The 22,731-nt window shown below is 72.0% G+C and carries 20 protein-coding genes; 5 read left to right on the top strand and 15 right to left on the bottom strand.

The features are described 5' to 3' along the window. Positions 1-11 precede the first annotated feature (11 nt). Positions 12-1,097, bottom strand: a complete 1,086-nt coding sequence (locus ACWGPE_RS13460) for an LOG family protein (RefSeq protein ID WP_231431427.1) — start codon at positions 1,095-1,097, stop codon at positions 12-14. 123 nt (positions 1,098-1,220) lie between these two features. Beyond that, positions 1,221-3,275: a PhoX family protein gene (locus tag ACWGPE_RS13455; RefSeq protein ID WP_452048904.1), complete on the bottom strand. Its 2,055-nt coding sequence runs from the start codon at positions 3,273-3,275 to the stop codon at positions 1,221-1,223. Positions 3,276-3,540: 265 nt separating this feature from the next. On the opposite strand from ACWGPE_RS13455, the gene ACWGPE_RS13450 reads away from it, so the two are divergent. Beyond that, complete coding sequence (locus tag ACWGPE_RS13450; protein ID WP_452048894.1) at positions 3,541-4,506, top strand: ion transporter; 966 nt, start codon at positions 3,541-3,543, stop codon at positions 4,504-4,506. A 72-nt stretch (positions 4,507-4,578) separates the two neighbouring features. On the opposite strand, the gene ACWGPE_RS13445 is transcribed toward ACWGPE_RS13450, so the two are convergent. Continuing rightward, complete coding sequence (locus ACWGPE_RS13445; protein ID WP_452048893.1) at positions 4,579-6,342, bottom strand: proline--tRNA ligase; 1,764 nt, start codon at positions 6,340-6,342, stop codon at positions 4,579-4,581. Positions 6,343-6,449: 107 nt separating this feature from the next. Next, a complete protein-coding gene (locus tag ACWGPE_RS13440) occupies positions 6,450-7,154 on the bottom strand; it encodes a lytic polysaccharide monooxygenase (protein WP_231431430.1) in 705 nt (234 codons plus the stop codon). 165 nt (positions 7,155-7,319) lie between these two features. Between ACWGPE_RS13440 and ACWGPE_RS13435 the strand changes: the two genes are divergently transcribed. Then, the gene (locus ACWGPE_RS13435; protein ID WP_452048892.1) at positions 7,320-8,330 is read left to right on the top strand and encodes a phosphotransferase; all 1,011 of its coding nucleotides are present in this window, start codon (positions 7,320-7,322) and stop codon (positions 8,328-8,330) included. Positions 8,331-8,339: 9 nt separating this feature from the next. Then, the gene (locus tag ACWGPE_RS13430) at positions 8,340-9,761 is read left to right on the top strand and encodes an RNB domain-containing ribonuclease (RefSeq protein WP_376931102.1); all 1,422 of its coding nucleotides are present in this window, start codon (positions 8,340-8,342) and stop codon (positions 9,759-9,761) included. A 63-nt stretch (positions 9,762-9,824) separates the two neighbouring features. Here the strand turns inward: ACWGPE_RS13430 and ispG are convergent, their stop codons facing one another. From ispG to ACWGPE_RS13375, 11 genes are all read right to left on the bottom strand, one after another. After that, positions 9,825-10,955, bottom strand: coding sequence for a flavodoxin-dependent (E)-4-hydroxy-3-methylbut-2-enyl-diphosphate synthase (gene ispG / locus ACWGPE_RS13425; RefSeq protein WP_231432358.1), 1,131 nt, complete (start codon positions 10,953-10,955; stop codon positions 9,825-9,827). A 70-nt stretch (positions 10,956-11,025) separates the two neighbouring features. Continuing rightward, complete coding sequence (locus tag ACWGPE_RS13420; protein WP_452048891.1) at positions 11,026-12,117, bottom strand: alpha/beta fold hydrolase; 1,092 nt, start codon at positions 12,115-12,117, stop codon at positions 11,026-11,028. Between the two features lie 2 nt (positions 12,118-12,119). Further along, the gene (locus ACWGPE_RS13415) at positions 12,120-12,761 is read right to left on the bottom strand and encodes a CoA transferase subunit B (RefSeq protein ID WP_452048890.1); all 642 of its coding nucleotides are present in this window, start codon (positions 12,759-12,761) and stop codon (positions 12,120-12,122) included. Positions 12,762-12,764: 3 nt separating this feature from the next. Beyond that, entirely contained in the window at positions 12,765-13,568 is an 804-nt protein-coding gene (locus ACWGPE_RS13410; protein ID WP_231431435.1) for a CoA transferase subunit A, read from the bottom strand. After that, positions 13,565-14,464, bottom strand: coding sequence for an alpha/beta hydrolase (locus tag ACWGPE_RS13405; RefSeq protein WP_452048889.1), 900 nt, complete (start codon positions 14,462-14,464; stop codon positions 13,565-13,567). Before ACWGPE_RS13405 ends, ACWGPE_RS13410 begins: the two co-directional genes overlap by 4 nt. Further along, positions 14,461-15,207 (bottom strand): 3-hydroxybutyrate dehydrogenase, encoded by a 747-nt coding sequence (locus ACWGPE_RS13400; RefSeq protein WP_452048888.1) that lies wholly within the window; start codon positions 15,205-15,207, stop codon positions 14,461-14,463. The genes ACWGPE_RS13405 and ACWGPE_RS13400 overlap by 4 nt, the downstream gene beginning before the upstream one ends. A gap of 61 nt (positions 15,208-15,268) precedes the next feature. Beyond that, complete coding sequence (locus tag ACWGPE_RS13395; RefSeq protein WP_452048887.1) at positions 15,269-16,378, bottom strand: branched-chain amino acid ABC transporter permease; 1,110 nt, start codon at positions 16,376-16,378, stop codon at positions 15,269-15,271. After that, positions 16,375-17,250, bottom strand: coding sequence for a branched-chain amino acid ABC transporter permease (locus ACWGPE_RS13390; protein ID WP_231431438.1), 876 nt, complete (start codon positions 17,248-17,250; stop codon positions 16,375-16,377). Before ACWGPE_RS13390 ends, ACWGPE_RS13395 begins: the two co-directional genes overlap by 4 nt. Next, the gene (locus ACWGPE_RS13385; protein WP_231431439.1) at positions 17,250-17,963 is read right to left on the bottom strand and encodes an ABC transporter ATP-binding protein; all 714 of its coding nucleotides are present in this window, start codon (positions 17,961-17,963) and stop codon (positions 17,250-17,252) included. Before ACWGPE_RS13385 ends, ACWGPE_RS13390 begins: the two co-directional genes overlap by 1 nt. Next, positions 17,960-18,718, bottom strand: coding sequence for an ABC transporter ATP-binding protein (locus tag ACWGPE_RS13380; protein WP_452048886.1), 759 nt, complete (start codon positions 18,716-18,718; stop codon positions 17,960-17,962). The genes ACWGPE_RS13385 and ACWGPE_RS13380 overlap by 4 nt, the downstream gene beginning before the upstream one ends. A gap of 4 nt (positions 18,719-18,722) precedes the next feature. Further along, positions 18,723-19,922, bottom strand: coding sequence for a substrate-binding domain-containing protein (locus ACWGPE_RS13375; protein WP_452048885.1), 1,200 nt, complete (start codon positions 19,920-19,922; stop codon positions 18,723-18,725). A 222-nt stretch (positions 19,923-20,144) separates the two neighbouring features. Here ACWGPE_RS13375 and ACWGPE_RS13370 point away from each other — a divergent pair, with 222 nt between their 5' ends. After that, positions 20,145-21,329, top strand: coding sequence for an acetyl-CoA C-acetyltransferase (locus ACWGPE_RS13370; protein WP_231431442.1), 1,185 nt, complete (start codon positions 20,145-20,147; stop codon positions 21,327-21,329). A 134-nt stretch (positions 21,330-21,463) separates the two neighbouring features. After that, positions 21,464-22,714 carry a low temperature requirement protein A gene (locus tag ACWGPE_RS13365; RefSeq protein WP_452048884.1) on the top strand — a complete coding sequence of 417 codons (1,251 nt, stop codon included), beginning with the start codon at positions 21,464-21,466 and terminating at the stop codon, positions 22,712-22,714. Positions 22,715-22,731: the final 17 nt, after the last annotated feature.

The following is a 22,731-nucleotide window of genomic DNA, read 5'->3' as shown; positions in this document are numbered from 1 at the left end:
CAACCCGGCGGTCAGTCCCCCGGCACCGACGGCGGGGTCGCCCTGGCGGGCGCCGAGGGCAGCGCGTTGATCGCCCGGATCACCTCGTGCAGCTCGCCGACCCGGTGCGGGTCGAGCTCGAACACGAGTCGCGGCTTGTCGAGCGCGTCGCGGTCGGCCTGCTCCGGGGCGAGCGGCTCGGTGCGGGCGAAGCGCCCGCTCGTGAGCAGCCGCCCGAAGCGACGGTCGAGCTCGGCGACCTCGGCATCGCTCGGTTCGGCGTTGAGCCGGAGCACGAGGCGGTCGCCGACCCAGCGGAGCGAGTCGTAGTTGCGCCAGAAGCCGGTGATCTCGGCGACCGCCTCATCCACCGAGTCGGTGATCAGCACGCGATCGAGGTCGCCCGGCGAGACCATGCCGAGCGGTGCGAGCTCGGTCTCGACGTACCGCCGCAGGCTCGTCCAGTAGGTGCCCCCCTCGGCGTCGAGCAGCACGATCGGCATGGGTTCGGCCTTGCCGGTCTGCTGCAGGGTGAGGAGCTCGAACGTCTCGTCGAGCGTGCCGAACCCGCCGGGCAGGCAGACGAATCCGCGCGACTCCTTCATGAGCATGAGCTTGCGGGTGAAGAAGTACTTCATCGTGACGAGCCGCTCGTCGACGGCGATCGCGGCGCTCGGCTTCTCCTCGAACGGCAGTCGGATCGACACGCCGATCGCGAGCGCGGGACCGGCGCCTTCGGCCGCCGCCTGCATGATGCCCGGTCCTGCCCCGGTGACGACCATCCAGCCGTCATCGGCGAGCGAGGCGGCGACGCCCTGCGCCTGGCGGTACAGCGGGTCGTCGGCGGCGATGCGTGCCGACCCGAAGACGGTGACCTTGGGAACGGCGGTGTACGGCGCGAACAAACGGAACGCCTGCCGCATCTCCTCGAGGGCCGCCGCGGTGATCTTCAGGTCGAGCCGGTCGGTGCCGTCGAGCCCGAGCCGCGCCCCCGACGCGAGGATGCGCTCGATGAGCGCTCGGTTCCGCCCGGCGCCGATCTCGGCGACGAGGGCGGCGACCGCCTCGCCGACGGAGTCGGGCAGGGCATCGGGCGACGACGCGACGAACTCACTCACGAGGCCAGCCTGCCACGCCCGCAGCGGTCGGCCGCAGAGACATCCCGTCCGACGCCGCTGACGAACCGGATGCCGCGTGGCCCCCCGACCACGCGGCATCCCCCCATGACGCGGCGAACCCCCTCAGCCGCGCCACACCTGGATGACCGACGGTCGCGGCGCCGCGACCAGCCCGGAGTCGCGGCGGTGGGTCGGCACGTAGTCGGGGAAGTACGAATGCGGCTCGGCGACCGTGCCCTCCTCGCCCGGGTGCTGGACCGCGACGAACACCATGCCTTCGCGATCGTGGATGACGGGCCCGCACGTCTCCGCGTCGCGCGGCACCGAGAGGAATTGCTGCACGCGCCCGCGCTCCTCCCCCTCGAGTCCCACCTTGAAGAGCCCGTCGTTGTAGCCGATCTTGCTCGGCGCGCCGTCGGTCGAGATCCAGAGGTCGCCGACCGAGTCGAACGCGATGTTGTCGGGGCACGAGATCGGCGAGACGAGCTCGGCGGGGAACCCCGAGAAGTAGGGCCGTTCGCCGTCGATCGACGGGTCGCCGCAGAGCAGCAGGATGGTCCAGCCGAACGTGGTGCCCGACTGCCCTGCCGTCTCGGTGAGCTCGAGCACGTGACCGTGGCGGTTGCCCGTGACCGACCCGGTCGGAGAGACGAGCGAGACCGGGTTCGCCTCGTCGACCTGCGCGCGGGTGCGGCCCGAGTTGTTCGTGAGGGCCGCGTAGACCTTGCCGGTGCGCGGGTTGGGCTGCACGTCCTCGGGCCGGTCCATCTTCGTCGCTCCGACGGTGTCGGCCGCGAGCCTCGTGTAGACGAGCACCTCCTCGGTCGACATGCCGGGGATGACGCTCTCGCCGTCCTGCGTGAGCGGGATCCACACGCCGGAGCCGTCGAAGGCGCCGTCGCTCGGCAGTGCACCCGTGCCGGTGATCTCGGCCGCGGGCGAGTCGCCGGTGAACTTCGCGACGTAGAGGTCGCCCTCCTCGAGGAGGGTCATGTTGCGACGCCGCGCGGCCTTCGAGCCCGAGGGGTCGAACACGCGCTTCGAGACGAACTTGTACATGTAGTCGTTCGCCTGGTCGTCGCCCATGTAGGCGACCGCGCGACCGTCCTCGCCGATGATGACGTTCGCGCCCTCGTGCTTGAACCGGCCCATCGCCGTGTGCTTTCGCGGCGTCGAGGTCGGATCCTCGGGGTCGATCTCGACGATCCAGCCGAACCGGTTCGGCTCGTTGACGAATCCGGGGTCCTTCGCGTTGAAGCGCGGATCGATGCGTTCGAACGTGTAGGTCGACTTCGTGCTCGGCGTGGCCCGGTAGCGCTTCTGCCCGGCGGTGTCGGCCGCCCAGACGAAGTAGCCGTCGAAGTTCTCCTCACCGGAGAGCACCGTGCCCCACGGCGTCGTGCCGCCCGCGCAGTTGCCGAGCGTGCCCTTCACCCAGCGACCCTCGGCGTCGTCCGCGGTCTGCAGGAGGACGCAGCCTGCGGCGGGACCGGTGACCTCGAACACGGTGTCCGCGGTGATGCGGCGGTTGCGGCGTCCGTCGATGAGGTAGCGCCACGGCTGCCCGAGCTTCGAGCGGCGCAGCTCGACGACCGAGAAGCCGTGCGCAGCCTTCGCGATCGCCGCGCGCTCGTCGAGCACGGCGGCGTCGGTCGAGGGGGCGAACATGATGGTGGGGTTCACGTACTCGTGGTTGTTCACGAGCACGCCCGTGCGGCCGCTGCGGTCCTGCAGGATGTCGAGGTAGTCGCAGTTGTAGCCGAACTGGCCGGCCTGCGCCTCCGGCGTCTGGTGCTCGAAGTCGAGGGCGGGCACGCTCGAGAAGAGCGGGTCGCCCCAGCGGATGATCGGCTGCCACGTGTAGCCCGCCGGCACCGTCACGTCGTCGACGAGCATCGGCACCGGGTCGATCGCGTCGAACGGAAGCCCGCCCGTCGCGCCGGACGCCCCGCCACCGGGAGCGGCGAACGCCGAGCCGCTCGGCGACGCCGCGGCGAGCGCGATGCCCACTGCGCCGGCCGCGCCGAAGCCGAGCAGGGCCCGGCGCGTCAGCGCGGCCGAGGCGATATCGCGGAAGTGCGCGTTGGTCGTCGTGTTGCACTCCGGCCCGATGCAGGCATTGGCGCACTTGAAATGGCAGGTCACGGCCGAGCGCTTGCCGCGCACGTGGTCGGCCATCGGGAGCAGCTGGATGTCGGTGATCGTCACGGATCGTTCCTCACGCCGTCGGTCAAGGGGGTCGAGTGCAGGCTGCACGCCGAAACCGAAGCCCCACGGGATGGGGGGTGTCCGGAACATGAACGCCGTCCGAACGATCGGGTCCGGCGCGACCCGGACGACGAGCCGCGCCTCCCACGCCGTGCCCCCGCGATCCTGAAGAATCGGTATCGCCCACGATCGAGACCGCGCGGCCGATGGGCCGCCAGAGCCGGAGGACGCCCGAATGCCCAGCTCCCGCGCGAAGCGGCGCATCCAGCGCCAGCGCAGCGAACTCAAGAACACCGCCTACGAGATCTTCATCGGCCTGCTCTCGATCCTCTCGATCGCGAACCTCGTGCTGATGTACCTCTTCCACGCGGAGGAGTCGCTGCAGCTCATCCTCTCCGTCATGAACGCGTTGTTCAGCGCGATCTTCCTCGCCGACTTCATCTACCGCATCTCGACGGCACCGTCCGCATCGGGCTACTTCTTCCGCGGATTCGGGTGGGCCGACCTGCTCGCGAGCCTGCCGTTCGCGGAGCTGAAGGTATTGCGGCTGTTCCGCGTGCTCCGCGTGATCCGGCTGCTGCGGGAGCTCGGCCTCCGCACGATCTGGCGCACGCTCATCCACGACCGGGCGAACAGCACGCTCATGACGCTCCTGCTGCTCGGCGTGCTCGTGCTGCAGTTCGGCAGCATCTCGATCCTGGCCGTCGAAGAGGATGCCGAGGGCGCCAACATCACCTCGGCGTCCGATGCGATCTGGTACACGATCGTCACGATCTCGACCGTCGGCTACGGCGACCAGTACCCCGTCACCAACCCGGGCCGCCTGATCGGCGCCCTCATCATCATCGTCGGCGTCGGCATCTTCGGCACGTTCACGGGCTACCTCGCGAACCTCTTCCTCGGGCCGCAGAAGGCGGCGGAGGCCGCCGACGCCGCACTCGAGCCGGAGACGGCACCCGCCGATGCGACCGTGGACGACGTCGCCGGAGGCGCGGTCGAGGCGCCCGTCGACACGGGCACGACGGCGGCGGGCGACGCCGATGCCGTCGTCGACGAGACCGAGCCCGTCGCCGCCCGGGAGGCGGCCGGCGCCGCGTCACCCGCCGAGCTCAGTGCGCGGCTCGAGGCGCTGATCGCCCAGTCGGAGGAGACGGCCGCCGAACTCCGCCGCCTGCTCGCGGATGCCGCGCCGGGGCGCTGAGCCGACGTTCGCTGGGCGCCGCGGCCGCCGGCGCGGGCCGAACGAGCGCCCGCTCCCGGCGAACGAGCGGGCTCAGGCGTCGAGCGCGGCGACCACGCCGTCGATCGACACCTGGGTGCGATCGCCGGTCGCCCGGTCCCAGACCTCGACGACGCCGTCGGCGACACCGCGGCCCGCGATCACGATCGTCGGCACGCCGATGAGCTCGGCGTCGCCGAACTTCACGCCGGGCGACACCTTGGGCCGGTCGTCGTAGAGCACGTCGCGGCCGGACGCCTCGAGGTCGGCCACGATGCGGTCCGCCGCCTCGAACGCCGCCTGGTCCTTGCCGGTGGCGACGACGTGCACGTCGAACGGGGCGACCGACGGCGGCCAGATGAGGCCCTTGTCGTCGTTGTGCAGCTCGGCGATGATCGCGAGGATGCGCGTGACGCCGATGCCGTACGAGCCCATCGTCACCGTCGCGAGCTTGCCGTTCTCGTCGAGCACCTTGAGTCCGAGCGCCTCGGCGTACTTGCGGCCGAGCTGGAAGACGTGCCCGATCTCCATGCCCCGCGCGAGCTCGACCGGGCCGGAGCCGTCGGGAGCGGGGTCGCCGGCGCGCACGTCGGCGATGTCGATGACGCCGTCGGCGACGAAGTCGCGGCCCGCGACGAGCGAGAGCACGTGCTTCTCGTGCAGGTTGGCGCCGGTCACCCAGGCGGTGCCGTCGACCACGCGCGGGTCGACGAGGAAGCGGATGCCGCTCGCCGACTCCTCGCCGAGCACGGGGCCCTCGGGCGACCACGGCCCGATGTAGCCCTTGACGAGCGCGGGGTGCTTCGCGAAGTCGGACTCGGTCGCGGCCTCGACCTCGGCCGGGGCGAACGCCACCTCGGCGCGCTTCAGCTCGACCTCGCGGTCGCCGGGCATGCCCACGGCGACGAGTTCGCGTGTGCCGTCGAGGTGGGTCAACGCGAGCACGACGCACTTCAGCGTGTCGGCTGCGTGCCAGGGCCGGTCGGCGCGCGGCTCGTGGTCGTTGACGTGGTCGACGAGGCTCAGGATCGTCGGGGTGTTCGGCGAGTCGAAGATGCGCGCCTCGGGCCGGCCCTCGATCGGCAGCGGCTCGGGCGCGAGCGTCTCGAACGCCTCGACGTTCGCTGCGTAGCCGCCGGCCGAGCGCACGAAGGTGTCTTCGCCGACGGGCGTCGGGTGCAGGAACTCCTCGCTCTTCGAGCCGCCCATGGCCCCTGCGTCGGCCTTCACGATGACGTACTCGAGGCCGAGCCTGGTGAAGATGCGCTCGTACGCGTCGCGCTGCGCCTGGTACGAGGCATCCAGCCCCTCGTCGGAGACGTCGAACGAGTACGCGTCCTTCATGGTGAACTCGCGACCGCGCAGGAGCCCCGCACGGGGGCGCGCCTCGTCGCGGTACTTGTCCTGGATCTGGTAGATCGTGAGCGGAAGGTCCTTGTACGACGAGTACAGGTCTTTCACGAGCAGGGTGAAGACCTCTTCGTGCGTGGGGGCCAGCAGCAGGTCGGCCTCCTTGCGGTCCTGCAGGCGGAAGAGCGCGTCGCCGTACTCCGTCCACCGGCCGGTGACCTCGTAGGGCTCGCGCGGCAGCAGCGCCGGGAAGTGCACCTCGTGGGCGCCGGCCGCCTCCATCTCTTCGCGCACGATGCGCTCGATCTTCGCCTTCACGCGCAGGCCGAGCGGCAACCACGCGAAGATGCCCGGCGCCTGGCGCCGGATGTAGCCGGCGCGGACGAGCAGTCGGTGGCTCGTGACCTCGGCGTCGGCGGGGTCTTCGCGGAGCGTGCGGAGGAAGAAGTTCGAAAGGCGTGTGGGCACCCGACGATTCTACTGAGAAGGCCGGATGCCTCGGGGCAGCGCGGCCCCGAGGCATCCCGCCGCCGCGATCGCGCGACGGAGGGAGGTCTCCGCGGCGTGCTCGCGCGTCAGGCCGGGCAGGGCCCGAGGTCGCGCCAGGCGCCCCACTCGCCGCCCGAGCCCGGCACCTCGCCGCGGGTCCACCACTTCGCCGCCCACGTGCGGCCGCCCGAGCTCGCCTGCTGGCCGGCCGTGTACACCTGGTCGGCCTGCCACGCGACCGGGCAGTCGTCGCCCGAGCCGCCGCCGCTCGAGGGGCCGCCGACGTTCACGTCGATGCAGCTGTAGAAGGCGTTCGTCGTGTCGGCGACGTTCCAGCGGGCGAGGATGGTGTGCTCGCCCGCCGGCAGCCCCGTGAGGATGTGCTGCACGGTCGCGGCCGGCTGGGCGCCGAAGTCGTTGACGCGCTTCCACAGCGCACCGTCGACGAAGTACTCCCAGCTCTCCGTGGCGTGGCGCGCGGTGAGGTGCCACTGGATGGTGACGGTGTCGTCGACGCCCTTGCGCGGCCACGGCTTCGTCGCGTCGTCGAGGATCGCGAACGCAGGGTTGCCGCCACTGCACCGGAGCGACCCTTTGGGCGCCTCGACGCTCTGCGGCTCGTATTCGACCTGACCGCAGGCGAACGAGGTCAGCCCCTGCGAGCAGTAGTCCTGCCGGCTCGGCGGGTCGTCGACCCAGCCGTGGCCGCTCGCGGCGGCGGCGCCGGCGAACGGGAGGACGAGCCCTCCTGCGAGGGCGATGACGAGGGCCAGGCGACGCGGATGCTTCATGACGTGCTCCTTCGATCGAGTGCCTCGGCGCGGACGCCCCGCGCCAGCGCACACGGTAGGGGTCGGGGCGGACGACCGCATTCGCAATCCTGCGTAGGCGACTGCGTAGGCACCCCTGACCTCAGGCCTCGACCCGACGGCTCGCGCATGGCCTAATGTGCTCGCATGGGTGAGTCGAACGCACCGTTCTCCGTCGAGGTCTCCTCCGAGGCCTGGCGGGCCGAAGCCGACCGCTGGATCGCGGAGTCGCTCGCCGGGCGCGACGTCGTCGTCGTCGGGACCCGACAGCCGCGGGTGCGCCCGTGGTCGACGCAACTCGTCGTCGAGGTGGCAGGACCGTCGGGAGCCGCCCGGTACTGGTTCAAGGCGAACTGCCGCGCGCAGTCGTTCGAGCCCGCCCTCCAAGCGCGACTCGCAACGCTCCTTCCGGGCGATGTCGACGCCCCGATCGCGGCCGACCCCTCCAGGGGCTGGATGCTCACCGCCGACCGCGGAGCGACGCTCGCAGATCGGCACGACCCCGCCGCCGAGGACTGGTCGCGCGTCATCGACGAGTGGGCGCGCGTGCAGCGCTCCTTGGCCGGGCGCTCGGCCGAAGTGCTCGGCGCCGGCGTGCCCGACTGCTCCCCCGGAACCGTGCCGGCCCGCTTCACCGAGCTGCTCGGGCTCGTGCTCGCCCTGCCCACCGGTCATCCCTCGGCGCCCGATGCGGCGACCGCGGCCTCGCTCGTGGCCGCGGCCGACCGCGTGGCGCTCGCCGCCGAGGCGCTCGACGAGGGCGGCCTGCCCGCGACCCTCCAGCACGGCGACCTGCACCCCGGCAACGTGTTCGCCTCGGACGACGCCTCTGACGGGCTGCGCCTCTTCGACTTCGGCGACGCGCAGTGGGCGCACCCGGTCGAGGCCCTGCTCGTGCCCCGCGCCGTGATGGAGTACCGCGGCATCGACCCAGAGCCCGTCGTCGCGGGATTCCGCGAGGCCTGGGCCGACGTCGCGCGGTTCGACGACGCCGAGTGGGCCCGGCTCGTCGCCGCGGCCGAGACGACGCACGCGGTGAACCGGGCGCACACGTGGTGGGGATGCCTCGCGCAGGCCACCGACGACGAGACCGCGGAGTGGGGTGAGGCGGTGCTGCGGCACCTCTCGCGGGTGCTCGGTCCGTCCGGCGACTCGTAGGCTGGGCGCATGCCCGCCCGCCGACCGCACCTGGCTCCGTCCGTCGCGCAGAGCGAGCTCGCCGCGTCCCTCGCCGACCTGCGTGCGTCGATGGCGCTGCCCGACGGCTTCGCACCCGAGGTCGTGGCCGAGGCCGAGGCATCCCGGCCCGAGGCACCCGGTCGCGACCTGCGCGACCTGCCGTTCGCGACGATCGACCCGGCGGGGTCGACCGACCTCGACCAGGCGATGCACCTCGCGCGCCGAGGCGACGGCTTCCTCGTGCACTATGCGATCGCAGACCTGCCCGGTTTCGTGCGGCCCGGCGGATCGGTCGACCGGGCTGCGCGTGAGCGCGGGCAGACGCTCTATGCTCCCGACGGTCGGGTGCCCCTGCACCCGCCGGTCATCGGCGACGACCGGGCGTCCCTCCTGCCCGGCGTCGACCGTACCGCGTACGTGTGGCGCTTCGAGCTCGCCGCCGACGGCACCCTCGGGACGACGGCGGTCGAGCGAGCGCTCGTTCGCTCCCGGGCGCGCCTCGACTACTCCGGGGCGCAGGCGCTCATCGACGACGGCGACCGGGAGTCGCCGGTCGCCCTCCTCGGCGAGATCGGGCGCGCCCGCATCGAGCAGGAACGCCGCCGCGGCGGCGCGAGCCTCAACACCCCCGACGAGGAGATCGTGCGCAGCGACGGCGGCTACGACCTCGCGCGCCGCACGCCGCTGCCGGTCGAGGACTGGAACGCGCAGCTCTCTCTGCTGACCGGCATGGCCGCCGCGTCGATCATGCTGGGTGCGGGTGTCGGCATCCTGCGCACCATGCCGAGCCCCGACGACGAGCGGCTCGCCGCCTTCCGCCGGCAGACCGTCGCGCTCGGGCTTCCGTGGCCCGAGGACGAGTCGTACGGCGAGTACCTGCGTCGACTCGACCGCGCCGACCCCGTGGCGCTCGCGGTCCTGCAGGCCGCGAGCGGGCTCTTCCGCGGTGCCGGCTACGCCGCGTTCGACGGCGCACCGCCCGCGGAGACGATGCAGGCGGCGCTCGCCGCGCCGTACGCTCACGTGACGGCGCCGATCCGCCGGCTCGTGGACCGATGGGGCCTCGTCGTGTGCGAGGCGATCGTCGCCGGGCGCGAGGTGCCCGCCTGGGCGCGTGCGTCGCTCGCCGAGCTGCCTGCGATCATGGCCGCCTCCGAGCAGCGGGCGGGGCGCCTCGGCGCGGAGTCGATCGCACGGGTCGAGGCGGCGCTCCTGCGCGACCGGGTCGGCGAGCGGTTCACCGCGACCGTGCTCGAGCTCAGGGGCGAGCGCGCGGTCTTCCAGCTCGAGACGCCCGCGGTGACGGCGAGCTGCCCCGCGCCGGCCGACGCCGCGCCGGGCGGCGCGATCGAGGTCGTGCTCGAGGCGGCCGACATCGGCACCGGCACGGTGCGGTTCGGCGCGGCGTGAGCACTCCCACAAGCGGCGGCACCGAACGGGCGACAGCTCACGCGCAGTGCGTGCCGAACGACGCTAGGGCGTGACGACCGTCGGTGCGCCCACCGGGGCGTCGGTGCCCATCTCGTCGGCGATGCGCTGGGCCTCGGCGATGAGCGTCTCGACGATCTCGGCCTCGGGCACGGTCTTGATGACCTCGCCCTTCACGAAGATCTGCCCCTTGCCGTTGCCGCTCGCGACGCCGAGGTCGGCCTCGCGCGCCTCGCCGGGGCCGTTCACGACGCAGCCCATGACGGCGACGCGGAGCGGCACGGTGACGTGCTTGAGGCCCTCGGTCACGTCGTTGGCGAGCGTGTACACGTCGACCTGCGCACGCCCGCACGACGGGCACGACACGATCTCGAGCTTGCGCTCGCGCAGGTTCAGCGACTGCAGGATCTGCAGCCCGACCTTGACCTCTTCGACGGGCGGCGCGGAGAGCGAGACGCGGATGGTGTCGCCGATGCCCTCGCCGAGCAGGATGCCGAACGCCGTCGCCGACTTGATCGTGCCCTGGAACGCGGGACCCGCCTCGGTGACACCGAGGTGCAGCGGCCAGTCGCCGCGCTCGGCGAGCATGCGGTACGCCTTCACCATGACGATCGGGTCGTTGTGCTTGACCGAGATCTTGAAGTCGTGGAAGTCGTGCTCCTCGAAGAGCGACGCCTCCCACACGGCCGACTCGACGAGCGCCTCGGGAGTCGCCTTGCCGTACTTCTCGAGCAGGCGAGGGTCGAGCGAGCCGGCGTTGACCCCGATGCGGAGCGACACCCCAGCAGCCTTCGCACGGGCCGCGATCTCGCCGACGCGGTCGTCGAACTTGCGGATGTTGCCCGGGTTGACGCGCACCGCGGCGCAGCCGGCGTCGATCGCGGCGAACACGTAGTTCGGCTGGAAGTGGATGTCGGCGATGACCGGGATCTGGCTCTTCTTCGCGATGATCGGCAGCGCCTCGGCGTCGTCGCGGCTCGGCACGGCGACGCGCACGATGTCGCAGCCCGACGCCGTGAGCTCGGCGATCTGCTGGAGCGTCGCGTTGATGTTCGTCGTCGGCGTCGTGGTCATCGACTGGACGCTCACCTGGGCGTTGCCGCCCACGAGCACCTTGCCCACCTTGATCTGGCGCGACTTGCGTCGGGGGGCCAGGACTTCGGGGACCTTCGGCATTCCGAGATTCACAGCAGGCACGAGGCAAGTCTAGTTGCGCGAGGCCGAGCGTCGGCCGCGAGTGGATGCCTCAGGCGGATGCAGCCCGAGGCATCCCTTCGCCCTCAGTCGCGATGAGCGCGACGAGCGCCTCCAGGAACTCGGCCGGCCGCTCGAGATGGGGCGAATGCCCGCAGCCGTCCAGTTCGACCTCGGTGACCGCCCCGCCGCGCTCGGCGTAGCGGGCGAGCACGGCGCGGGTCTGCGACACCATCGGCTGCGGCGGTGCGACCTCGTCGCCCGGCCAGCCCGGGATGATGCCGGCCTTGCCGAGCTGATTGAGGTCGAAGAACGAGGCGTCGCCGACGATCGCGTCCTGTGCACCGTGGATCCACAGCACGGGCGGCTTCTCGGCGACGTCGACGATGGCCGAGGTGTCGAAGTGGGTCGGCGCCATCGTGTTCAGCACGCCCCGCCCGCCGGGCGCGAACCCCGGCCAGTTCGCCGAGCCCGAGGCATCCCCGGGGTAGTGGTCGACGCCGGTGGCGGTCGACAGCATCGAGGCGACCCAGATCGACTCGAGCTCGGAGGCGAAACCGGGCGCGACGTAGCTCGACCGGTACACCGTGAGCGGCGAGGTCGGCGACTCCTCGGTGCGGTCGCCCGCGGCGAGCCGGGCGACGAAATCGGGGTTCGCTCCCCCGCCGCCCGTGCCCGCCGCATCGTCGACCAGCAGCGTCCCGTCGAGCCGGGTGCCGCCGAAGCCGTACGGCGAGACCGTCGACTGCAGGGTGAGGCTCGCGACGAGCTCTGGGCGGTCGATGACGAGCTGCATGGCGACCCCGCCGCCCATGCTCCAGCCGACGAGGTGCACGGCGCCGAGGCCGAGCTCGTCGATCACCGATGCGACGTCGTCGGAGAAGTCGCGCACCCCTCGCGTGGCGTCGACCGGCAGCGTCTCGCTGTCGCCGAAGCCGCGGAGGTCGATCGCGATCGCGCGCACCGAGGCCGGCAGCGCGAGCATGACGGGCTGCCAGAACAACGACGACGAGACGTTGCCGTGGACGACGACGACGGTCGCGGACTGCTCGCCCGGCACCGCGGGGCGCTCGAGCACCCCGGCGCGAAGGCGCGGCGTGGCCACCTGCCGGGCCAGGATGCCGGGCAGGATCGTGTCGACCACGGCTACCCCACCGCGGAGGTGTCGAGGGGCGGCTCCGTCGCGGCGACGACCTCGTCGACGGTGACGCCCGGCGCGCACTCCACGAGCACGAGCCCGTCGGCCGTGACGTCGATCACCGCGAGGTCCGTGATGATGCGGTCGACGACGCCCTTGCCGGTGAGCGGCAGCGAGCACTCGTCCACGATCTTCGGCGAGCCGTCCTTCGCGACGTGCTCCATGAGCACGATGCGTCGGCGGGCGCCGTGCACGAGGTCCATCGCGCCGCCGGGTCCTTTCACCATCTTGCCGGGGATCATCCAGTTGGCGAGATCGCCGCGCGCCGAGACCTGCATGGCGCCGAGGATGGCGGCGTCGATCTTGCCGCCGCGGATCATGCCGAAGCTCAGGGCCGAGTCGAAGTACGCGGCGCCGGGGAGCACGGTGACGGTCTCCTTGCCGGCGTTGATGAGGTCGGGGTCGACCGCGTCCTCCGTCGGGTACGGCCCGACGCCGAGGATGCCGTTCTCCGACTGCAGCAGGATCGTCGTGCCCTCGGGCACGTAGTTCGGCACCAGCGTCGGCAGGCCGATGCCGAGGTTCACGTACGATCCGTCGCTGAGTTCACGGGCGGCGCGGGCCGCCATCTCGAGGCGGGTGAGTGCCATGGCTCAGGCTCCTTCCGGCATCTCGCGCGATGCCGCCTTCTCGACCGACACCGTCCGGCGTTCGATCCGCTTCTCGATCTCGGGGCCGACCACGACCACACGGTCGACGTACACGCCGGGCAGGTGCACGGCGTCAGGATCGATGTCGCCGGGCTCGACGAGCTCCTCGACCTGGGCGATGCAGATGCGCCCGGCCATCGCCGCGAGCGGCGAGAAGTTTCGCGCCGACTTGTCGAAGACGAGGTTGCCGAACCGGTCGGCCTTCAGCGCGTGCACGAGCGAGAAGTCCGTCGTGATCGCCTCCTCCATGACGAACTCGCGCGGCTCCCCCGCGACCTCGAAGGTCTGCACGGGCTTCGGCGGACTCGCGACGGCGACGGTGCCGTCGGCGTGATAGCGCCGCGGCAGGCCGCCCTCGGCGACCTGCGTGCCGACGCCGGTCTGCGTGAAGAACGCGGCGATGCCGCTGCCCCCCGCCCGCAGCTTCTCGGCGAGCGTGCCCTGCGGGGTCAGCTCGAGCTCGAGCTCGCCCGAGAGGTACTGCCGCTCGAACTCCTTGTTCTCGCCGACGTACGAGGAGGTCATCTTGGCGATGCGCTGCTTCGCGAGCAGCACGCCGAGCCCCCAATCGTCGACGCCGCAGTTGTTCGAGACGACGGAGAGCCCGTCGACCCCTGCGTCCAGCAGGGCCTGGATCAGCACCATCGGGATGCCGCAGAGCCCGAACCCGCCGACGGCGAGACTGGCTCCTGAGGGGATGTCGGCGACCGCTTCTTGGGCGGACCCGACGACTTTGTCGAGTGTCACGATGCACCTTCCTGTGTCTCCGCGGCCTGGATGCGGGTGCGGATCACATCGATCACGCTACCGGTGCCGAGGGCCGTCATGAGGATCGTGTAGTGGTTGACGTCGTCGACCTCGTCGACGACGAGCTGCGGGAGCCGTTCCGTCGCCGCAGCGACGAGCGGCGCGGCGTACAGGGGCGCGCCGTCCAGCAGGCCCCGCGGCGCCCTGAGGAAGTCGACCGGACCGGGCAGCGCGGCGAGCGCCTCGGCGTACCCCGCCGACCCGTCGAGTTCGAGCGCGTCGACGGCGACCGCATCGGCATTCGCCGCGCTGCGCAGTGCCGGCGGCTCCCCTTCGAGGTCGTAGTCGACGTACGCCTCGATCGCGTCGCTCCAGTACGGACCCATCGCGGGATGGCGCCGCCAGAACGCGAGGTACGCCGCCCGGTCGGGGAACGTCATCGCCAGCCGCTCGAGCGCCGGGCCGAGCAGGAGCGCCGGCAGGTCCTCGGGCGCGACGCCCGCGGGCGCCGGGATCGGCAGTCCGCCGTCGACGAGGACGATGCCCGCGACGCGGTCGGGGTGGCGCTCGGCGAGGCGCACGGTGACGAACGCGCCCATCGAGTGCCCGACGACGAACGCGCGCGGGACGCCGAGCGCGTCGAGCACGCCCGCGAGATCGTCGGCGTGCTGCTCGAGTCCGTACGGCGCAGGCAGCCGGTTGCTGCGACCGCGACCGCGCAGGTCGGGGGCGATCACCCGGCGGTCGGGCAGGCCGTCGGCGAGCAGGTCCCATGCGCGATGGCTGGCGGTGATGCCGTGCACCGCGAGGATCGGCAGCCCCGAGGCATCCTCGTGCCACTGGCCGCCCGCGAGCGCGCCGCCCGCGACCGCGGCGGTGAAGGCGGCGCCTGTCATCGTGCGCTCCATCCGCCGTCCATCGTGTAGCTCGCTCCCGTCACCATGCCCGCGTCGGGCCCCGCGAGCCAGAGCGCGAGGCTCGCCACCTCGGCGGGCTCCACGAGCCGCTTGACGGCCGACTCGGTGAGCATGATCTTCGGCAGCACCTCCTCCTCGGTGATGCCGTGCAGCCGCGCCTGGTCGGCGATCTGCTTCTCGACGAGCGGCGTGCGCACGTAGCCGGGGTCGATGCAGTTCGACGTGACGCCGTGCGGGCCGCCCTCGAGCGCGGTGACCTTCGAGAGCCCCTCGAGCCCGTGCTTGGCGGCCACGTAGGCCGACTTGAACGGCGACGCTCGCAGGCCGTGCACGCTCGAGAGGTTGATGACCCGTCCGAAGCCCCGCTCGTACATGCCGGGCAGCGCGGCGCGGATGAGCAGGAACGGCGACTCGAGCATGAGCCGGAGGATGAACGAGAACCGCTCGGGCTCGAACTCCTCGATCGGGCGGACGTGCTGGATGCCCGCGTTGTTGACGAGGATGTCGGCTTCGAGCGAGAGGCCGGCGAGCGCCGCGGTGTCGGCGAGGTCGACCGCCCACGACTCGCCGCCGAGCTCGTCCGCGAGCGCGGCGGCGGCGTCGGCGTCGAGGTCGGCGATCACGACGTGCGCACCCGCGCTCGCGAACGCACGCGCGCAGGCGGCGCCGATGCCGCTCGCTCCCCCGGTGACGACGGCGCGTCGCCCAGTGAGATCGGTCACGTTTCCTCCTTGTCGGCCGCGCTCCCGCGCGGCGTCGTGGGTCTGGTGGGATGTCTCGTGCTCACGCATCGGTCGCCTCCTCCGCCTCGAGCGGATGCCGGACGCGGCCCGACCGGATGCGCTGCGGCAGGCCCGCGATGCCGCCCGGCAGGAACAGCACGACGAGGACGAACAACGTGCCGAGGATGAACAGCGGCTCGCTGAGCGGCACCCGCAGCACGGCGGGCAGGCCGGCGACGGCGTCGGAACCGGCGAGCGCGGTGAGCCGCTGGTCGAGGAGCGTGTAGACGATGCCGCCCACGATCGCGCCCCAGCGGTACCCGACTCCGCCGAGCACGACGATGACGAGCAGCGTGAGCGTGAAGTCGGCGGTCGCGATGCGCGGCGACGCGCCCGACTGCAGCAGCAGGTAGGCCATGCCGACGACGACGGCGAGCACCGAGGCCACGACGAACACGAGGAGCTTCACGGTGTAGGGGCGGAGGCCCAGCACGCGCACGCGCAGTTCGTTCTCGCGCGTCGCAGCGGCGACGTGCCCGGCGCGACTCCGCTCGACCCACAGCACGACGAGGTACACGACGACGAGCACCGCGAGCGCGAGCCAGTAGAGGTTGCGGGTGTTCACCACGCCGACGAGCGCGCTGGGCACGTGCTCGATGTCGAGCGACAGCCCTTCGTCGCCGCCCGTCGCCCCGCCGGGGTTGCGGCGGATGAGCACCGAGCCGGCCTGGGCGAACGCGAGGGTCACCATCGCGAACGAGATGCCGGTGACCCGCAGGGCGAGCGCGCCGACGGTCATCGCGAGGACGAGCCCGCCGACGAGCGTCACGAGGATCGACACGACGAAGATGAGGTCGCCGGGCCACTCGGGCGGTGCGAACGCCTCGAGCGTCATGCCGAGGCCGTACGCGCCCGCGGCGAAGAAGAGCGCGTGCCCGAACGACAACAGGCCGGCGAGGCCGAACATCATGCGGTAGCCGAGGGCGAGTGCGGCGATGAGCATCGCGTAGGCGAGGAGCTGCAGGGTGCCCGGGGTGTAGGTGGGGCCGGGCAGGACGCCCGGGACGTCGATCGCGAGCAGCGGCAGCACGGCGAGCCCCACGACGGCGAGCACGCCGCCGATCACCGGCAGGAGGGCCGTGTTCTGCCAACGGGTCCGTCTCGACATCATGCGACCTTCCCCATGAGCCCACGCGGGCGGATGAGCAGCACCACGGCGAGCGCGACGACGACGACGAGGTCGCCGGTGCCGCCGAGGTAGAAGTTGGCGAACTGCTGCAGCACGGCGACGAGCACCGAGGCGACGGCCGCGCCCGTGAGCGATCCGAGCCCGCCGATGACCGTCACGATGAACGCGAAGATGAGCAGCACGCTGCCGAGGTGGGCCGACACGTAGCCGTAGTAGACCGAGGCGAGCACCCCGCCGAGTCCGGCTGCGGCGCCCCCGATCGCGAAGACGAGCGTGAACGACCGCCGCACGTCGATGCCGAGCGCCGACACCATCTGCCGGTTCTCCACGCCGGCCCGGATGATGAGGCCGTAGCGGGTGCGGTGCAGGAAGAGCACGATGCCGCCGAGCACGACCAGGGCGCACGCGATGAGCAGGAACCGGTCGTTCGGGATCCTCGCGCCGAGGATCTCGGTCGTCTCCGTGAGCCATTCGGGCTTCGCGGTGTAGATCGGGTCGGTGCCCCAGATGCCCTCGAAGAGGGCGACGGCGGCGAGCGAGAGCCCGACGGTGACGAGCGCCTGCTCGATGTGCCGCTCGTAGAGCCGCCGGATCAGGAAGTACTCGGTGAGGGCCGCGACGAGCGCGCCGACGGCCATGCCGACCAGCGCAGAGACGGCGAGTCCCCACCATGTTCCGTCGGAGACCCTCCGCCCGGCCTCCCAGCCGAGGAACGCGGAGATCGTGAGGAACGCGCCGTGCGCGAAGTTCAGGACGCCCATGAGCCCGTAGATGAGCGAGAGCCCGCTCGCGACGAGGAAGTACAGGGCCCCGAGTCCGAGGCCGGTGATGACGAGGAGGACGACGGTGCTCATCAGGCGGCCTCGCTCGCGTCGTGCACCCCGAGGTGGCGCTGCACGAGCGCCTCGTCGTCGAGGAACTCGTGCGCCGTGCCCGTGAACACGACCGTGCCGCCCGAGAGCACGACGACGCGCTCGGCGAGCCGGCGGATCACGTGGAGGTTCTGCTCGACGAGGAGGATCGGCACCGTCTCGGCCGCCGTCGCGAGGGCCGCGGCGACCTCGTCGACGATGCGCGGCGCGAGCCCTTTCGTGGGCTCGTCGACGAGCAGCAGCCGGTTGTCGTTCACGAGGGCCCGGGCGAGCGAGACCATCTGCTGCTGCCCGCCCGAGAGGGTGCCCGCGCGCTGCGCGCGGCGCTCGACGAGGTCGGGGAAGAGCCGCTCGACCAGTTCGCGCCGCGGTGCCGCGTCGCGCTCGGCGAGCCGGAGGTTCTCGGCCACCGTGAGGCCGCCGAACACCTCGCGGTCCTCGGGCACGTAGCCCACGCCGCGCTGCACGATGCGATGGGTCGGAAGGCCGTCGATGCGCTCCCCCGCGAGTCGGACCTCGCCCGAACGCTCGATGAGGCCGAGCACCGACTTCACGGTCGACGTCTTGCCGACGCCGTTGCGCCCGAGGAGGGCGGTGACCCCGGTCGCGGGCACCTCGAACGTGACGTCCTCGATGACCTGCTGCCCGGCGATGCGCCCGGTGAGGCCGCGGACGTCGAGGATCGACTCGGTCACATCGCCTCCCCGAGGTAGGCGGACTGCACGGTGGGGTTCGCCATGACGGCCTCCGGGGTGTCGACGGCGAGCAGTTCGCCGTGGTGCATGACCGCGACGCGGTCGACGAGGCCGAGCACGACCTCCATGTGGTGCTCGACCATGAGCACGGTGCGCCCGCCGCGGTGCAGCCGGCGGATGACCTCGGTGATCGCGGGGACGTCGCCGGAGGCGACGCCGGCCATCGGCTCGTCGAGCAGGATCGCCTTCGGGTCCTGTGCGAGGAGCATCGCGATCTCGACCTTGCGCTTCTCGCCGTGGGCGAGACCCGACGCCTCGGCGTCGGCGCGGTGCGCGAGGCCGACCTCCTCGAGGCAGTCGAGGGCGCGCGTCGTCGCCGCGTCGCCGGCGCGCGGGATGCGCACGAGGCTCGTGGCGCCGCCGAGGCGGGCCTGCGCGGCGAGCCGCACGTTCTCGAGCACGCTGAGCTCGGGGAAGAGGCTCGAGGTCTGGAAGGTGCGGCCGAGCCCGGCCGTGGCTCGTCGGTGGACGGGCTCGCGGGTGACGTCGACGCCGTCCAGGACCACCCGCCCGGCGGTGGGGCGGACGACGCCCGAGACGACGTTGAAGAGCGTCGTCTTCCCGGCGCCGTTCGGCCCGATCACCCCGAGCATCTGGCCCGCGGGCACCTCGAGCGAGACCCCCTCGAGGATGCGGGCCCCGCCGATGCGGAGCCCGATCCCCTCGAGTGCGAGCATCGCGTGGTCGCTCCTCATGCGGTCACTCGCCGGCGACGGGCGGGGCGACCGTCTCGGCGTCGACGGTGTCGACGAGCTCGGGCACCCAGGCGTCGCCGTCCTGCACGAGCTTCGCCTGGTACATCGGCTGGATCATCGCGTGGTCCTCCTCGCGGACGGTGATCTCGCCCTTGACCGAGTCGAACGTCCAGCCCTCGAGCGCGTCGACCATGCCGTCGACCGAGTCGCCGCCCTCGCGGACCGCCTGCACGAGCATCTGCGCGGCGACGAAGCCGTCGGGCGAGAACAGGTCGGGCGTCGCTCCGGCCTCGTCGAGGTGCTCGATCATGGCGGTCTCGACGTCGGTGCCCGACGCGCCGGCGAAGTAGTGGTTGAGGAACGAGATGTCGCTCGAGGCATCCCCGTAGGCACCGTAGGTCGCGACGTCGCCGAGGCCGGTCACGACGGGCGCGGCGTCGAAGACGCCCTGCTGGGCGAGTGCCGTCCACATCGCGCCCGACGAGGCGCCGGCCCACGCGACGAAGACGAGGTCGGGAGAGGCGGCGACGAGCTGCTGGGCGAAGGGCGTGAACTCGGTGGCGTCCTCGGCGACGAGCACGCCCTCGACCGTCGCGCCCTGGCCGCCGAGCACCGCCTGCACCCCTGCGAGGTTGCCCTGGCCGAACGCGTTGTCCTGCGCGAACACGACGACCTTCTTGCCGGCCGGGTCGCCGATGAAGGTGCCGGCCGTCGCGACGTCCTGGTAGGTCTGCCGGCCGGAGCGGAAGGTGTAGTCGTTGACACCGGTGATCGCGTCGGCCGCGGCGGGGCCCGAGATGTAGAGGATCTTGTTCTGCTCGGCCTGCTCGGCGAGCGCGGTCGCGATGCCCGAGACGACGGTGCCTGCGATGATCTGCGTGCCCTGGCCGATGACGTCCTTCGCGAGCGAGACGGCCGTGTCGGGGTTGCCCTGGTCGTCGAGCCACTCGATGTCGAGCTCGCGCCCGTCGACGGCGCCCGTGCCGTCGGTGGCGTAGTCGAGGCCGGCCTCGAAGCCCGCGGTGTAGGCCTCGCCGTAGGCGGCGAGCGGACCCGACTGGCTCGTGATCATCGCGACCTTCACGACAGCTGCGTCGCCCGACGCATCGCCTCCGCCCGCGGTGGCGGTCGGTGCGCAACCGACCAGGGCGATGGATGCGGCGGCGATGACGGCCGTCGCGAGATACCTCTTCGTAACCCGCATGGTGTGTGTGCCTCTCAACGGTGAACGGCTGTGGTGACGGGCCCGCGACAGGTGCGGCGCCCGGATTGCGCTCCCCAGTATTCGATGCGCACGCCTGCAGCGTCGATGCCGAGAATCGCAGCCTCGATGTGCAGCTCTGCACATCGCCCGAGCGGCGGCGGCCCCGCCCGGGGAACCTAGACTGGAAGCACACCCCACCTGCTGACGAAGGAGTCACCCACCATGAGCACGCCCGACGTCGTCATCATCGCCGGCGCCCGCACCCCGTTCGCCCGCATCAACGGCAACCTCGCCTCGCAGTCCGCCGTCGAGCTCGGAACCGTCGCGATCCGCGGCGCGCTCGAGCGGGCCGGCGTCTCCCCCGACGACGTCGACGCCGTCATCATGGGCCAGGTGCTGCAGGCCGGTGCGGGCCAGAACCCCGCCAAGCAGTCGGCCGTCGCTGCGGGCATCCCCTGGCGCGTGCCGGCCACGACCGTCAACAAGGTCTGCCTCTCGGGGCTCGTGGCCATCACCGATGCGGCGCGCCTCATCCGGCTCGGCGAGGCCGACGTCGTCGTGGCCGGCGGCCAGGAGTCCATGACGAACGCGCCGCACCTGCTGCCCGGCTCCCGGGCCGGCAAGACCTACGGCGACTGGACGATGGTCGACCACGCCGCGCACGACGGCCTCACCGACGCGTTCGACCACGAGTCGATGGGCGCCTCGACCGAGCGGGTCAACACGCGCTACGGCATCGAGCGTCCCGAGCAGGACGAGATCGCCGCCGCCTCGCACGCACGCGCCGGCGCCGCGCAGGCCTCTGGCGTCTTCGCCGACGAGATCGTCGCGGTCGAGATCCCGCAGCGCAAGGGCGACCCCGTGGTCGTCGCCGAAGACCAGGGCGTTCGCCCCGACTCGACCGTCGAGGTGCTCGCGAAGCTGCGTCCGGCGTTCGCCGCCGAGGGCACCATCACTGCGGGCAACTCCTCGCCGCTCTCCGACGGGGCCGCGGCGGTCGTCGTCGCGAGCCGCCAGTGGGCCGAGTCGCGGGGCCTCCCGTGGCTCGCGCTCGTGGGTTCGGCCGGCCAGGTCGCGGGGCCCGACAACTCGCTGCACTCGCAGCCGTCGAACGCGATCGCCGCCGCGCTCGAGAAGGGCGGGGTCGCGGCGAGCGACCTCGACCTCGTCGAGATCAACGAGGCCTTCGCCGCCGTGTCGCTGCAGTCGGCGCGCGACCTCGACCTCGACCTCGAACGGGTGAACGTGCACGGCGGCGCGATCGCCCTCGGACACCCGATCGGCGCCTCGGGCGCGCGACTCGCGCTGCACGCGGCGCTCGAGCTCTCCCGCCGCGGCGGCGGCAACGCCGCGGTCGCCCTCTGCGGCGGCGGCGGGCAGGGCGAGGCGCTCCTGCTCAGCCGCTGACACGATCGTGATGGGTGCCTCGGCCCCGCGCCGAGGCATCCATCACGACACCGTTTCAAGGGATCGTCCACCGCTGAGCACGATCCCGGCCGAATCGTCCTGACGAGCCTGCGAAATCCTGAAACGATAGGCGCATGACGACGCCAGCGCACCCCCCGCTCGACCACCGCCTGCGCCGCATGGTCGGGCGCGACCCGTCGGAGCCGCATCGCGCCGCGACCCCGCTCGAGCTGCTCTTCGACCTCACCTTCGTCGTCGCGTTCAGCCAGGCCGGCACCCAGGCCGCGCACCTGCTCGAGCTCGGGCACTTCTCCTCGGCGATCATCGCGTTCTCGCTCGCGGTCTTCGCGATCTGCTGGGCGTGGATCAACTACACATGGCTCGCGAGCGCGTACGACAACGACGACGCCTACGTGCGCGTCGCCACCATGGTGCAGATGGTCGGCGTGCTCGTGATGGCGCTCGGCATGCCCGAGTTCTTCCACTCGATCGAGGGCGGAGAGCACGTCGACAACGGCGTCATCATCGCGGGGTACGTCATCATGCGCCTCGCGACGATCGCCCTGTGGCTGCGCATCGCCCGGCACGACCCGTCCTCCAGGCGCACGGCGCTGCGCTACGCGGGCTATCTCGCGATCGTGCAGGCGGCGTGGATCGTGCTCATCGTCGTGAACCTGCCCTTCGCGCTCACGCTGTGGATCTGGCTGCTGCTCGGCATCTGCGAGATGGCGATCCCGCCGCTCGCCGAGCGCGGCGGCGGCTCGACGCCGTGGCATCCGCACCACATCGCCGAGCGCTACGGGCTGCTCGTCATCATCACGCTCGGCGAGGTCGTGCTCGGCACGATCCTCGCGATCTCTGCGGCCGTCGAGGCGGAGGGATGGTCGCTCGACGCGGGCCTCGTCGCGTTCGGCGGCACCCTGCTCGCGTTCGGCCTGTGGTGGACCTACTTCACGATGCCCTCCGGCAAGCTGCTCGCCCGGTTCCGTCGCCGGTCGTACGTGTGGGGCTACGGGCACATGATCGTGTTCGGGGCGCTCGCGGCGACGGGCGCGGGACTGCACGTCGCGGCGAACGAGATCGCCGGCCATGCGTCGATCGACGACGTCGCGGCACTCGGCACCGTCGTCGTGCCGGTCGCGATCTTCCTCACGGCGCTGTTCACGCTCTACAGCTTCCTGATGGGTCGGTTCGACCCCTTCCACATCGGGCTCTTCCTGGGCAGCATCGTCGTGCTCGCACTCGCGCTCGTCGCCGTCGCGGCCGGCGCGAGCCTGCCCGTCGGCATCGTCATCGCCGCGTGCGCGCCGATCGTCGTCGTGGTCGGCTACGAGACCGTCGGCCACCGCCACCAGCGCGCGGCGCTCGAGGAGATCCTGCGCTGAGGCCGCACGGCGACGCC

It is taken from the genome of Agromyces sp. NPDC055658 (genome assembly GCF_053618155.1).
The sequence above is the reverse complement of the archived record's forward strand: the minus strand, read 5'-3'. Positions and strand labels throughout refer to the sequence as shown.